This window comes from Acinetobacter calcoaceticus, from assembly GCF_016508255.1.
Classification (GTDB): Bacteria; Pseudomonadota; Gammaproteobacteria; order Pseudomonadales; family Moraxellaceae; genus Acinetobacter; species Acinetobacter calcoaceticus_E.
This window is the reverse complement of record NZ_JADVKT010000002.1, coordinates 422,721-435,473: the sequence shown is the minus strand read 5'-3', so window position 1 is coordinate 435,473 and position 12,753 is coordinate 422,721. Positions and strand designations below refer to the sequence as shown.

Annotated in this window: 14 protein-coding genes; 5 read left to right on the top strand and 9 right to left on the bottom strand. The window is 42.1% G+C overall.

What is annotated here, in order from left to right:
* Positions 1-170: 170 nt before the first annotated feature.
* From I5515_RS05995 to I5515_RS05975, 5 genes are all read left to right on the top strand, one after another.
* On the top strand, positions 171-1,616 hold the full coding sequence (locus tag I5515_RS05995) for a cytochrome ubiquinol oxidase subunit I (protein WP_199965226.1): 1,446 nt from the start codon (positions 171-173) through the stop codon (positions 1,614-1,616).
* Positions 1,609-2,616, top strand: coding sequence for a cytochrome d ubiquinol oxidase subunit II (cydB, locus tag I5515_RS05990; protein WP_199965225.1), 1,008 nt, complete (start codon positions 1,609-1,611; stop codon positions 2,614-2,616). The genes I5515_RS05995 and cydB overlap by 8 nt, the downstream gene beginning before the upstream one ends.
* A 14-nt stretch (positions 2,617-2,630) precedes the next feature.
* Positions 2,631-2,765: a DUF2474 domain-containing protein gene (locus I5515_RS05985; RefSeq protein WP_199965224.1), complete on the top strand. Its 135-nt coding sequence runs from the start codon at positions 2,631-2,633 to the stop codon at positions 2,763-2,765.
* A gap of 98 nt (positions 2,766-2,863) precedes the next feature.
* Positions 2,864-4,282: a PLP-dependent aminotransferase family protein gene (locus I5515_RS05980; RefSeq protein WP_199965223.1), complete on the top strand. Its 1,419-nt coding sequence runs from the start codon at positions 2,864-2,866 to the stop codon at positions 4,280-4,282.
* Positions 4,283-4,383: 101 nt separating this feature from the next.
* A complete protein-coding gene (locus tag I5515_RS05975; protein ID WP_199965222.1) occupies positions 4,384-5,301 on the top strand; it encodes a LysR family transcriptional regulator in 918 nt (305 codons plus the stop codon).
* Between the two features lie 57 nt (positions 5,302-5,358).
* Here I5515_RS05975 and madM read toward each other — a convergent pair whose 3' ends face one another.
* The 9 genes from madM to mdcA are packed head-to-tail and all read right to left on the bottom strand — an operon-like array spanning position 5,359 to position 12,664.
* Positions 5,359-6,123, bottom strand: coding sequence for a malonate transporter subunit MadM (madM, locus tag I5515_RS05970; protein ID WP_199965221.1), 765 nt, complete (start codon positions 6,121-6,123; stop codon positions 5,359-5,361).
* A complete protein-coding gene (gene madL / locus I5515_RS05965; protein WP_199965220.1) occupies positions 6,116-6,532 on the bottom strand; it encodes a malonate transporter subunit MadL in 417 nt (138 codons plus the stop codon). The genes madM and madL overlap by 8 nt, the downstream gene beginning before the upstream one ends.
* 48 nt (positions 6,533-6,580) lie before the next feature.
* The gene (mdcH, locus tag I5515_RS05960) at positions 6,581-7,519 is read right to left on the bottom strand and encodes a malonate decarboxylase subunit epsilon (protein WP_199965219.1); all 939 of its coding nucleotides are present in this window, start codon (positions 7,517-7,519) and stop codon (positions 6,581-6,583) included.
* A gap of 12 nt (positions 7,520-7,531) precedes the next feature.
* The gene (locus tag I5515_RS05955; RefSeq protein ID WP_199965218.1) at positions 7,532-8,140 is read right to left on the bottom strand and encodes a malonate decarboxylase holo-ACP synthase; all 609 of its coding nucleotides are present in this window, start codon (positions 8,138-8,140) and stop codon (positions 7,532-7,534) included.
* Positions 8,131-8,958 carry a biotin-independent malonate decarboxylase subunit gamma gene (mdcE, locus tag I5515_RS05950; RefSeq protein ID WP_199965217.1) on the bottom strand — a complete coding sequence of 276 codons (828 nt, stop codon included), beginning with the start codon at positions 8,956-8,958 and terminating at the stop codon, positions 8,131-8,133. The genes I5515_RS05955 and mdcE overlap by 10 nt, the downstream gene beginning before the upstream one ends.
* Complete coding sequence (locus I5515_RS05945; RefSeq protein ID WP_199965216.1) at positions 8,955-9,806, bottom strand: biotin-independent malonate decarboxylase subunit beta; 852 nt, start codon at positions 9,804-9,806, stop codon at positions 8,955-8,957. The genes mdcE and I5515_RS05945 overlap by 4 nt, the downstream gene beginning before the upstream one ends.
* Entirely contained in the window at positions 9,799-10,098 is a 300-nt protein-coding gene (locus I5515_RS05940; protein ID WP_199965215.1) for a malonate decarboxylase subunit delta, read from the bottom strand. Before I5515_RS05940 ends, I5515_RS05945 begins: the two co-directional genes overlap by 8 nt.
* A gap of 2 nt (positions 10,099-10,100) precedes the next feature.
* Entirely contained in the window at positions 10,101-10,985 is an 885-nt protein-coding gene (locus I5515_RS05935) for a triphosphoribosyl-dephospho-CoA synthase (protein WP_199965214.1), read from the bottom strand.
* Complete coding sequence (gene mdcA / locus I5515_RS05930) at positions 10,985-12,664, bottom strand: malonate decarboxylase subunit alpha (protein ID WP_199965213.1); 1,680 nt, start codon at positions 12,662-12,664, stop codon at positions 10,985-10,987. The genes I5515_RS05935 and mdcA overlap by 1 nt, the downstream gene beginning before the upstream one ends.
* Positions 12,665-12,753 lie beyond the last annotated feature (89 nt).

Below are 12,753 nucleotides of genomic sequence, written 5' to 3'. Positions count from 1 at the left end.
ATTCTATTCTCTTGAAATATCAATCAATTACATTGATTTCAACATTTGGCATTTTACTTGCTAAGAATACTCATCACATCGGCAAGTCTAATGGTCAAAATGTTTTTTCATCTGAATTTAAGCATTTAACACAATCCATCATCATCAGCTAGTTCACAGGGGGAAAGTTTATGAGCCTCGGTCTAACCGCTCTAGAATTAGCGCGAATACAATTTGCTTTCACAGTATCTTTCCACATTATTTTTCCGGCTACCTCGATCGGTCTTGCCTGCTTTTTAGCAGTTTTAGAGTGGAAGTGGTTAAGAACGCAAAACCCAATTTATAAAGATCTATTTAAATACTGGATCAAGATCTTTGCAGTTGCCTTTGGTATGGGTGTTGTCTCGGGCGTAGTCATGAGTTATCAGTTCGGTACCAACTGGAGTGAATTTTCTCGTATTGCCGGCAGTATTACTGGTCCGTTACTTACCTATGAAGTCTTGAGTGCCTTCTTTTTAGAAGCTGGTTTCTTAGGAATCATGTTGTTTGGTTGGGGACGTGTCGGTCCCAGAGCCCATTTCTTTGCCACACTCATGGTTGCAATTGGTACCTGTATTTCCATGTTCTGGATTTTATCTTCCAATAGCTGGATGCAGACACCTCAAGGCTTTGCTATAGAAAACGGCATTATTGTGCCAAAAGACTGGTTTGCTATTGTTTTTAACCCATCCTTCCCGTACCGCTTTGCCCACATGGGTGCTGCAGCCTTCTTAGTTTCATCTTTGTTAGTTGTTGGTACATCTGCATGGCACTTGGTAAAAGGCCGTCGTGATGAATTGGTCAAAAAATCGTTTTCGATGGGTTTATGGATGGTGCTTGTGACTTCATGTCTACAAGTAGTTATTGGCGATAACCATGGTTTGAATACTCGTGAACATCAACCTGCCAAACTTGCAGCAATGGAAGGTCACTGGGAAACGAATCATAATGAACCTATGCCACTGTTGCTATTCGCAATTCCAGATATGAATGAAGAACGTAACCACTTCGAAGTGGGTGTTCCTTACTTAGGCAGCTTAATTTTAACGCACAGTTTAGATGGTCAAGTCACGGGTTTAAAAGATTTCGCACCTGAAGATCGACCAAACTCAACCATCGTTTTCTGGAGTTTCCGTGTGATGGTCGGGCTTGGTGTACTCATGGTCACACTGTCTTTAATTGCCCTTTGGCTACGTAAAAGTGGAAAACTTTATGAAACTTCATGGTTCCATAAATTTGCTTTAGTAATGGGACCATCGGGTTATGTCGCAATGCTTGCAGGTTGGGTAACGACTGAAGTAGGCCGCCAACCATGGGTTGTATATGGCATCCTGCGTACTAAAGATGGGTTATCTCATACAGTGTCGGCAGATCAAGTCGGACTGAGTCTCTTTATTTTTGTTGTGGTGTACACCATCGTTTTTGGCAGCGGTATCTACTACACCTTAAAATTGATTAACAAAGGCCCATCTTTTATCGATACGCCAAATATCGAGTCTGGTGGTGTTGGACATTTTAAAACACCAATGCGTCCGCTCAGTGCAGTCGATGAAAACATTGACAGCAAACAAAATTCTGGGGAGAACCGTCATGATTGATCTTTCTTTGATATGGGTCGGTATTATCGGTTTAGGCGTCATGATTTATGTGGTCATGGATGGTTTTGACTTAGGAATTGGAATCATGTTCCCTTTCATTAAGAACAGCCAAGAACGTGACGTGATGATGAATACTGTCGCCCCTGTCTGGGATGGGAATGAAACATGGATGGTACTCGGTGGTGCCGGTCTCTATGCAGCTTTCCCATTGGTTTATTCAACGGTTTTATCGGCACTCTATCTACCTATTATTTTCATGGTGATTGCCCTGATTTTCCGTGGCGTTGCTTTTGAATTCCGCTTTAAGGCTCATCGTACCAAGCATCTTTGGGACTTGGCTTTTATTTGGGGTTCAGTTTTAACCAGCTTCCTACAAGGGATTATTTTGGGTGCCTATATCCAAGGGATTAAAACCACCAATGGTATTTTTTCTGGCGGCTCACTGGATTGGTTAACACCATTTACCTTCTTTACCGGTATTGGTGTGGTGGTTATGTATGCAACATTAGGTTGTGGCTGGCTCATTTTAAAAACTGAAAAGGGCTTGCAGCAACGTATGTATGAACTTATGCCAAAACTGATAATTGCACTGCTGATTATTTTTGGTGGTGTGAGCCTATATACCCCTTTAACTCATCCTGAAATTGCAGATCGCTGGTTCTCTTTACCAAATCTGTTTTACTTTAGCCCTGTACCTATTTTAGTTTTACTCTTTGTGAGTCTGATTTTATCGGCTTGTAAAAAGCGGCAGCATGACCTTAAACCCTTTATATATACGCTGGCACTGGTCTTCCTTGCTTTCACTGGTTTTGTGATTAGTTTATGGCCATATATTATTCCACCATCAGTGACTATCTGGCAGGCCGCAGCGCCACATTCAAGCCAGATGTTTGCCTTGGTTGGTGCGTTAATTCTGATTCCAATTATTATTGCTTACACCATTGTGTCTTACTGGGTATTTAGAGACAAAGTGCGTGTAGGTGATGAAGGCTATCATTAAGTATGGAGGGTTTTATGAAAAATTTATCTTCTAAACTGACTCAAACTCAATGGTTTATTCTGTTATGGCTTGCTGGTTTTTTAGCCTTAGCTGTGATTGCAGGTTTGTTTAAAGTGATATTGATTTATGCTGCCCCTTACTTAAAGTAAAACCATCTTTATAAACAAATGCCGTTTGTAGATTCTGCAAACGGCATTTATTATTAATTCAGTGCATCTTTCATTTTGTTATTTCGTGCAGTCCATACATGTATAAATCAGAACAACTCGCCCATAGCATTCGCCAACTCATTGAGAGCGGCACTTTAAATGCACATGAAAAACTTCCTTCTTTAAGAGATCAGGTGCAACGCTCTGGCTTTAGTTTAATGACGGTCATGAACGCTTACCAAGAGCTTGAATCACAAGGCCTGATCTATTCAAAAGAAAAATCGGGCTACTTTGTTGCTGAACAAATTGCACTTAAACCTTTGGAACAATATTCGGTTGTTTCACTCAACTCTAAAATTGAAATTAACTCATTAGTTTTTAAATATCTTAAATCGATTCAAAACGAATCTGTCATACCTTTCGGCTCAGCTTTTCCAGATAGTCAGCTTTTAGCCGCACCCAAACTCATCCAAATTATGGGGCAGCTTGCACGGCAAAGACAAAGTTATGACCAAACTACAAGCCTACCTCCGGGTAATTTAGCTTTACGAAAACTTATTGCTCAACGCTACTGCATGCAAGGTATACAGACCGACCCAGATGACATTGTCATTACATCGGGAGGATTGGATGCACTCAATCTTTCTTTACAAGCAGTTGCTCAGCCTGGCGACTATATTTTATTACAGCAAAATGTATTTTATGGAGCTTGGCAGGCAGCAGAACGTTTAGGGTTAAAAGTTATTACCATTCCTGAACATCCTCAACATGGTTTTGATCTAGAAGCTTTTGAACAGGTCATTAACAATTATCCAATTAAAGTATGTTGGCTCATGCTCAATAGCCATAATCCAATTGGGTTTACAGTCAGCGATGAGATTAAATATAAAATTGCCAAATTGCTTCATGAGCACCAGATTTATTTGATTGAAGATGATGTCTACGAAGAGCTGTTTTATGGCGGACAAAAGCCACTTTCAATGAAGTATTTTGATCAGCAAAATCTGGTGCTTCACTGCTCTTCGTTTTCTAAAACTCTAGGTGCAGGTTTTCGGGTCGGTTGGGTCTATGCGGGGAAGTTTTCAGACCATATTCAACACTTACAACTCATGAGTACCATTTCAGTAAATGCACTCATTCAAAATGCATTGGTCGAGTTTTTGTCTCATCATCACTATGAAAAACACTTGCGTACTCTTAGACTTTCACTTGAGCGTTATAAAAAGCAATTTTATCATTATTTAAAGCAGCACCTGCCTGCCTCTTGCGAAGTGTATTACTACCCAAGTGGTTATTTTCTTTGGGTTAAATTACCTAATAGTTTAGATAGCATGCAAATTTATGAAGAACTGATTCAGAAAAATATTGGGGTGGCTCCAAGTCCACTATTTAGTGTTTTACCTGCGCAGCAGCATTATTTAAGAATTAACTGCTCTTTTGAATGGAACCCTAAAATTCAGAGTGCTGTAGAACAAATCATTAAGACAATACAACAGCGAGTTGAAGCTGTTTCTTAAATAAAGCTCTTCGACCTAAGCACAATTTTATAGTCGTTGTTTTGTGGTAACGTTATAGCTTAAATCTATATTTTTAAAGGAAACAGGTTCAAAGGATTAATATGGAAATTGATGAAGAACTCACCCTTAAAAAAATACAGATTTTTTTAGCCTTTATGCGCTGTGGCAATTTGACTAAAACAGCGACTGAAATGGAGCTGAGTAATGTCAGTGTTCATAAAGCACTACACTCTCTAGAAAGTGCCTTACGTTGTCCGCTATTTAAAAATGAAGGACGCAATCTTATTCCTTTAAAAAGTGCTTATGTATTTGAAGAACGGGCACAAAAAATCGTACAGGACATTTTTATTACCGTAAATAAAACCAGAGAGGCTGCTGGCTTTGCAGCAAAGGTTTTACACTTGGGTTCTCTTTATTCTTTGACAGTAAACACAATTCCAAATGTGATTAGCGGACTTAAACTCAGACGTAGTGAACTTGATATTCAACTGTTGCTGAGTTCAAATCAGGATTTGGTTAAAAAGCTTAAAGCAACGGAGCTTGATGCCATTATTGTGGCATTAAATGAAACGACTCAAGATGATGACTTTGAGATTTTGCCGATGTTCTCAGATGACATTTTTCTAGCAGTAAACAAAGATTCTCAATATGCAGAATTTAAAGAAATTGATTTAAGTCTATTAAAAGAAGAAACTTTTCTGACTTTAACCAAAGGATTTGCGACCCATCACGATAGCGATATCATTTTTAAAAAGGCGGGCTTTTCACCTAAAGTTGCTTTGCAAGTAAATGATATTTTCACCCTCATTAGTATGGTCAGCTCAGGCGTAGGCTTCGCACTATTGCCCGGTCGTATTTCTGCGGTTTATGAGAGTTCAGTAAAACTCATTCCATTGAAACAGCAATATCACATGCAACAAGAAATTGGTTTGGTCTTTTTAAAAAGTAAGGAACGAGACCCGAACTTACTTGCTCTGATTGCTGAATGTCGTATGTTTGCATCCAATTTTAAAAGATAAAAATAAGGGCCGTTGTTTTGATAACAACAGCCCTTTTGTTTAAACACTAAATGCTTATTAACCCACTAAAGCTTTAACAGCAAAGAATAAAACGGTAGGTCCCATTAAACAGCCAAGGCCTGTATGGAAAGTTGCAGTAAGGGCACCGTAAGGAACTAAACGGCGATCTGTTGCTGCTAAACCAGCCGACACACCACTTACTGTTCCAGCCAAGCCACCAAAAATCATGGCAGAACGTGGATTATCGAGCCCCATAAATTTCGCAGTAAGCGGTGTTGAAACCATCACACAAATTGATTTCACCAAACCGGTTGCAATCGACAATGCCATAACAGTGGAACTCGCACCAATTGCAGCTCCCGTAACTGGCCCCACAATGTAAGTCACCGCACCCGCACCGATCGTTGTAATACTCACGGCATCTCGATAGCCAAAAATCCAAGCAAACATACAGCCCACAATAAACGGTAAAATCGTTCCAAGAAATAAAGAGAAAGCCCCAATAAATCCGGCTTTTTTCGCCTCAGTCGCTTGTACCTCAAATGCTGTCGCTACAATGGTAAAGTCACGTAGCATTGCACCGCCCATGAGTCCTACCCCTGTAAAAAGTGCAAGATCGGTTATGCCTTTTTCACCACCCGTCATTTTTCCGCCAAACCATGCCAAGATTAAGCCAATTACAATCGCAATTGCTGAAGCATGCACTCGTCCCTTGGTTAGATATTTAGATAGCTTGGTCGACAACCACATAATTAAAGCAATTAAGGCGAAAGCTGTAATTAAACCCAAATGGGTTAAGTCTTTTAATAATAATTCAACCATGAACTTTGCCTCCAATGCTGTTTAATGTGGTGTCTTCTTCCTTCGGTAAAGGGCTTGCCTTGTTGTAGCGGCTTAAGCCCGCAATTGTGAGTGTACAAACTGCAACTGAAACTACCGCCGCAAAAAGTGCCATATGTCCACTAGATAATGCTGTAACTACGTTTTGTTGTGCTGCCATGGCAACAACAACCGGAATATACATCGTGCCCCAGAATGAAACGCCTTTTTCGGTTTCAACTGTCATTACACCGCGTTTTTCCATCCATAATCGTATGCAAATAAGTAAAATCATGGCGATACCTACGCCACCAACGTTGGACTTTACACCTAATAAAACGCCCAACAGATCACCGACAATAACACCTACCAAGGTGCAAAGTGCGAGTAAACCAACTCCATATATAATCATGACAATCCCTCATATCCTTGGATCATTTATGCTTTTGTAAAATCAGATTCAAAAAGAAAACTCATTGGCCTGTTCTTTTTGCATCGCAATCTGAATGCTGTCTATACGTGTTCCTTGAAATGACAACACGGTCCCTTCTTTAAATGTTCGACGTGCAAGTGTAGTGAGTACCGTTCCCGGTAAAGCTTCAATCTGTAACCTGACACCTCTTTCCCATGCAGCTTGAATGGTACTTTCCCAATCTACAGTTCGACTCATATTAAAAGCCAAGTCTTCACCAATCTGTTCTGGCTTACCAAGCGTACGAGCCGTTGTACCACTTAGATAACGAATTTTAGGCTGCGTTAAAGTGATTCCCTCCATAGACGCTGCAAGTTGCTCCGCTTGCTGACTTAATAATTCACAATGCGAAGGCACCGATACATCTAATTTTTTTGCTACGACACCATGCTGTTTTGCCAAAGTAGCAACTTGTTGCATGGCATCAAAGCTGCCAGAAATAACGATCTGGTTATGCGCATTGATGTTGGCGACATACACCTGTGGCGCTATTTCATAAACTTGTTTCACCCACGCTTCTACAGCTGCGTGGTCTGCACCTATTAACGCGGTCATTCCATAACCAGTTGGATAAGCCTTTTGCATGAGCTCACCTCGGTAGGCAACCAAGCGAACGGCATCCTCAAAGGCTAAAACCCCTGCGGCAACCGCAGCCGACCATGCACCAATCGATAAACCCGCGACATAATCAGGTTTCAAGTTCTCAGCCCTTAATAAAGCTGAACTTACTACGCCTGAAATGAGTAAGCATAGTTGTACTGCACGTGTCGATTGCAATGCAGCCGAACTGTCTAGCATCAAGACATTTTCTTTAAGTGCATCCGACGCACGCTCAAGATGTTCCTTAACCAGAGCGGTTTGTGGTAGGTCGTGCAGCATATTGCATCGCTGCACACCTTGCCCCGGATATACCCAAATCGAAGCCATGATATCTATTCCCTAATTCCATGGGTTTTCTACTAAAACAGCACCATCACCACGTTTTAATAGAACTTTTCCGCTATTCCTAGCCCATTCTTTTAAAGCTAAACCACCTTGTGGAAGTTGTAGCTGTATATCCACATTCAGCCCTGCTTGCTGAAAAGTTTCGAGTAGCTCAATCGCCTGCTTTTTTTCAAAAGGCTGTTCAGCTCGAATCAACAAATCTATGTCACTTTGCTGGGTAACTGTTTTAACGCCAGTTGCCAGCTCAAACCCGAAACTTCCTGTATATCCCCAACAGCCTGAAAAGTTTTTCATAATGCTGGAAATAGTCTGTAAACGTTCTGCCAAGTGTTCAAACTGCTTTGTATCAACGTGAGTCAGTGCTTCTGGCTTAAGTTGTCTGCTAATCGCAGATCTTGGCATTTGTGCAGCATATCGTTGATGACGAAATTGTCCTCTAACACCCACAGCAACTTGATCTACAGGAGTGATTGCCCGTCGAACTACAACAGGGTCGCCTCGTTGTAATATCTCTTTCACCCAAAGCGGCGCATCTTCAGTCAAAAAATCGACCGTCATGCCCCATAGTAAATCATGGGCTTCAAGATCAAGTTTCATGACCATTGCTCACGCAATAATTCACGAACCTTTTTAGACATCTGGCGGTTTTGCCCGTGAAGTCTTTGTTCTAATCCTCTCGATTGCTCAGCATTAATTTCTTTAAACGCTTGTGCAATTGCCTGCTTCGCTAACGAAAGATCATGGTTTGTAGGCTGCTCAGGGTTCTCAACAGATAAAAGTTCAGATAACAAACCAAGCGTTGCATAACTCTCGATGTCATAAGCCATTGGAGGAATGCTTGAAGCTAATTGTTCTAGTTCATCAACCGAGCGTAAGGTAACGCGCGCGGCAGATTCTTTACCCATTGCATGCACCATAACACCTGAATCTTTTAAGGCAATAATACGATTGGCTTGGTAACCGTGAGCTAAAAAAGCGCCTGACATTGACTTACCAACCAATAAACTCACAATAGGATGGCCTGCTAATCTGGCTCTGGCATAGCTGTCTACCGCACCTGCTAACGCTTGATGGATGCCTAACAATTCTTCACGGCGTCCATAGGCCTGACTAGGTACGTCAACCAAGCATAAAATGCCGCGTTTAGTTTCAGCCAGTGCATCGGCCTGAATCACTTCATCAACCACTTTTGCCAAACTCCAGCCTTCCAAGAGTCCGACTTCACCTTGTCTTGCCCGTGGAAAAACATTATTACTGTCTTGAACAATGGCAATCACACGTACGGCTTGCTGATCAATCTGACCATCAGCCACCCAAACCGAAGCTGGAAAACCTTCAACTGTATTAAAGCCCTGCGTGAGTGCCTTAAACCAATGTGCACCACGAGTAGATGCTTTTAATGTATCAACTGCGATATTCATGCTTGCTCTCCTTGATACAAAGCCTGAACCTGTAGTGGTGTAATTTGCTCAGCAGTATCAATGTGTTGTAGCTTTGTTAAATAGAATGAGTAATTTGAACTACGATGCTGATCGGGTATGCCTTGGACTAAATAATCGATCACTTGCTGACGAACTTTTTGACGATCATCATCAACATAAGCATCTGCCAAACCACTAGCAAACCGTTGGTTCCCGCCAGTAACACCCCATATAAATGGACGATCTTTGGCGTTATATTCTTGTACACCAGCTTCTTGTTCGATCACTTGTGGACCATTTAAGCCCAAACGTCCTTCTTGTGTCATTACGATGTAGCTACAAAGTCCAGCCGCAATCGACATACCACCGAAGCACCCTACACTGCCAGCAACGACTGCAACCACGGGTTGATACTGACGTAAGTTCAAAATTGCAGCCTGTATTTCAGCAATGGCGGCCAAGCCTAGATTTGCTTCTTGTAAACGAACGCCACCCGTCTCTAGCAGTAAAATTGCAGCGGTTGGAATACCTTTCAGATTGTCTTCAACCGCAAGTTCTAGGGCACCTGCAATTTTGGCACCACCCACCTCACCTAAGCTTCCACCTTGAAATAAGCCTTCAATAGAAATTAAAACTACTGGTTGTTCTTGAATAGATCCCTTTGCAATCACTACACCATCATCGGCTTGCGGCACAATATTTTGCTTAACCAGCCAAGGCGACATAACACGGGCGAATGGGTCGAGTAACTCTCGAAACGTCCCTACATCTAATAATGCTTTAGCACGCTCTCTTGCGCTGAGTTCAATAAAATCTTGTTTATTTAACAAGCTCTCGATATCAGTCATGAGCAATCTCCTCTAAAGCTTGTTCCAGACGTAAGCGAACGACACCAGGGGTTGCACCAAAGTCATGAATATCAATATTTACCGCTGGTGGTATTTGTGCAGTGAAAATTCGCTCAAATAGATTTTTCCAACGTGCAGCACTACCATCTACCGACGTCACCACCTGAATAGAGGTTTTCCCCACTTCACCAGGCTCCATCAAAATTTCTAGGTCACCTGAGCCAACACACCCCACCAACGCTTTTTTTACAGGTGGCTTGGTTGCCACAAATTCAAAATGAAGTGTTTCCATAATCAAAATCCCTCTTTATTTTTTAAAGATGACTGCTCAACACGATCTATAAACAAGGTTGCTGCCAACAAATCTGCGGCACCACCAGCAGAGGCTTTCATCCGAAGTAAGTCAATCTCTAAAAGATGCAAAGCACGGCGACCTTCCAAGCTTGAGCTGCCACCCAAATCGAGTACTTGCTGAGCACCTTGTTGCATACGCTTTAAACCAGATGTTCCAGAGCGATAAAGTACACAGGTATCGGTCAAATCAGTCATCATGGCAAGTAAAGCATCTAGACGAGCAAACTCTTCTTTCATGGGTTTACTACGGCTTTGATAAAGTTGCTTTAGGCCAAAATTTACGATGGTTGGAAAACCTTGCTGAGCCTGTTCTTTTGCACCTAAGACGCCTAATTTTTTTTGTACCTGTTGACCATGGCTCAACGTCTGCTTTGGAATAAAACGATCTTCAAGCTGAGCAATCTGACCGGCTAACTGGCATAGCTCAACAGCCGATAAGTACTGTTGATTGGTACGTGCCAATGATGCTGCCGTCACCATTAACCCCAAGGCCCAGATTGCACCGCGGTGTGTGTTAACGCCATTTGTTGCCAACATCATGACCTTTTCACCTTGGCGACCAATTTCACCAATGTCTTCACGTAAAGCCAAACAAACTTCACCGTGGTGCATGGCTGCTTGAGCCATTGCTTCAAACATTGGGCGTAAACTTTTCGCAGAGCGTTCCATTAACTCTAAAGTCAGGTCATCATGAGCGCCACTGCCACGGCGATCGACCAATGCTGGCTTAGGCGTTAGATTAACTTCATCAATCAAAGCCTCAACCGCTAAACTTGCCAAAAGCTGACTATCGCTAAGTGTTTGATATTGAACTTGTGCCATCATTACCAACTCCTGAATTTTGCAGGGGGTTGATATAGACCATCTGACCATGTCACCAAGTCGGCAATATTTTTTGCAGCTAAAAGCTCACGTGTTGCATCGGTACGACGAATGCCTAAATCTTCAGGGAATACAACTAAACCTTCGCTTCTTAAACGTGCTGTTGTTTTAGGATCTTGACTTAAACCAATGCTGGTCACTCCTGCCACCGCAGCGATCATGGCTTGACGCTCTTCTTGGCTTCTTGCTTTATATAGATAAGCAATGCCTTCTTCAGTCAGTAAATGAGTAACATCATCGCCATAAATCATGATTGGTGCTAAAGGTAGACCTGCCGTTTTAGCCACATCAATCGCATCTAGACGTTCTACAAAAGTTGGCTTGCCACCTTCTTGGAAGGTTTCCACCATTTGAACAACTAACTTTTTACCACGTGCCAAATAAGTTTCTGTTTCATTGGCACCTTGTAAACGCATATCTAACCATGCAGGTGTATCGTGACGACGACCACGCGGATCATGTCCCATGTTTGGTGCACCACCAAAACCAGCCAAACGACCTTTGGTGACCGTCGAAGAATGCCCCATGCCATCAACTTGTAAAGTCGCACCGATAAATAAATCAACGGCGTATTGACCTGCAAGCTGACACATCATGCGGTTGGAACGTAACGCGCCATCCCGACCTGTAAAGAAAATGTCTGGTCGAGCTGCAACATATTTTTCCATACCAAGTTCAGTACCAAAACAATGCACGCTTTCTACCCACCCCGTTTCGATGGCAGGAATTAAGGTTGGATGCGGATTAAGTGTCCAGTTTCGGCAAATTTTTCCTTTTAATCCTAAAGACTCACCATAGGTCGGTAAAATCAACTCAATTGCCGCAGTATTAAAACCAATACCATGATTCAATGACTGCACATTATGTTTTTCATAGATACCGCGAATTGCCATCATCGCCATAAGCACATGAACGGGCTTGATATGTTTTGGGTCACGGGTAAATAACGGTTCGATATAAAAAGGCTGGTCTGCCACAACCACATAATCAACCCAAGATGCGGGGATATCGACACGTGGTAAATCAGAGACGTCATTAACCAGTTCATTGACCTGAACAATCACAATACCATCGCTAAAAGCCGCAGGTTCAATGAGTGCAGGTGAATCTTCGGTACTTGGGCCTGTATAGATATTGCCTTGGCGGTCTGCCATAAAACCAGCCGAAAGCACTACATTTGGAATAAGATCGACCACGAGACGTGAATACAACTCGATATAGGTGTGAATCGCACCGATCTCTAACAATCCATCTTCAATTAACTGACTAATACGCAAACTCTGTGGGCCAGCAAAAGAAAAATCGAGCTTACGTGCAATGCCTTTTTCAAACAGATCAAGATGTTCCGAACGTCCAACGCTCGGCATAATCATATGTAAATCATGCAAAATATCTGGATTGGTTTGAGCCAAAGAGCGAGATAAGAAGTCTGCCTGCTTTTGGTTATTTCCTTCGAGTACAACTCTGTCACCTGGTGTGATAAGTGTTTCCAAGACTTTAATAATGTCTTGAGTTGGAATGACCACGCCATCAGTGTATTGGTTTGCCATGTCCAGTTTTAGCTGTTTAGCATGACGCCGCTTTATCCATAACCGTTCTTTATTCTGAACTGAGCCTTCCATGTGTGCTTACCTATAGATCGCAGTTTTATTCTGAATCTATAAAAACGCTTTATGGAATTTCGATCAATCAACCTACATCAGCAGTCATT

Coding starts and splice junctions, on each gene's coding strand:
- I5515_RS05995 (WP_199965226.1), top strand. CDS start 171: ATGAGCCTCGGTCTAACCGCTCTAGAATTAGCGCGAATACAATTTGCT.
- cydB (WP_199965225.1), top strand. CDS start 1,609: ATGATTGATCTTTCTTTGATATGGGTCGGTATTATCGGTTTAGGCGTC.
- I5515_RS05985 (WP_199965224.1), top strand. CDS start 2,631: ATGAAAAATTTATCTTCTAAACTGACTCAAACTCAATGGTTTATTCTG.
- I5515_RS05980 (WP_199965223.1), top strand. CDS start 2,864: ATGTATAAATCAGAACAACTCGCCCATAGCATTCGCCAACTCATTGAG.
- I5515_RS05975 (WP_199965222.1), top strand. CDS start 4,384: ATGGAAATTGATGAAGAACTCACCCTTAAAAAAATACAGATTTTTTTA.
- madM (WP_199965221.1), bottom strand. CDS start 6,123: ATGGTTGAATTATTATTAAAAGACTTAACCCATTTGGGTTTAATTACA.
- madL (WP_199965220.1), bottom strand. CDS start 6,532: ATGATTATATATGGAGTTGGTTTACTCGCACTTTGCACCTTGGTAGGT.
- mdcH (WP_199965219.1), bottom strand. CDS start 7,519: ATGGCTTCGATTTGGGTATATCCGGGGCAAGGTGTGCAGCGATGCAAT.
- I5515_RS05955 (WP_199965218.1), bottom strand. CDS start 8,140: ATGGTCATGAAACTTGATCTTGAAGCCCATGATTTACTATGGGGCATG.
- mdcE (WP_199965217.1), bottom strand. CDS start 8,958: ATGAATATCGCAGTTGATACATTAAAAGCATCTACTCGTGGTGCACAT.
- I5515_RS05945 (WP_199965216.1), bottom strand. CDS start 9,806: ATGACTGATATCGAGAGCTTGTTAAATAAACAAGATTTTATTGAACTC.
- I5515_RS05940 (WP_199965215.1), bottom strand. CDS start 10,098: ATGGAAACACTTCATTTTGAATTTGTGGCAACCAAGCCACCTGTAAAA.
- I5515_RS05935 (WP_199965214.1), bottom strand. CDS start 10,985: ATGATGGCACAAGTTCAATATCAAACACTTAGCGATAGTCAGCTTTTG.
- mdcA (WP_199965213.1), bottom strand. CDS start 12,664: ATGGAAGGCTCAGTTCAGAATAAAGAACGGTTATGGATAAAGCGGCGT.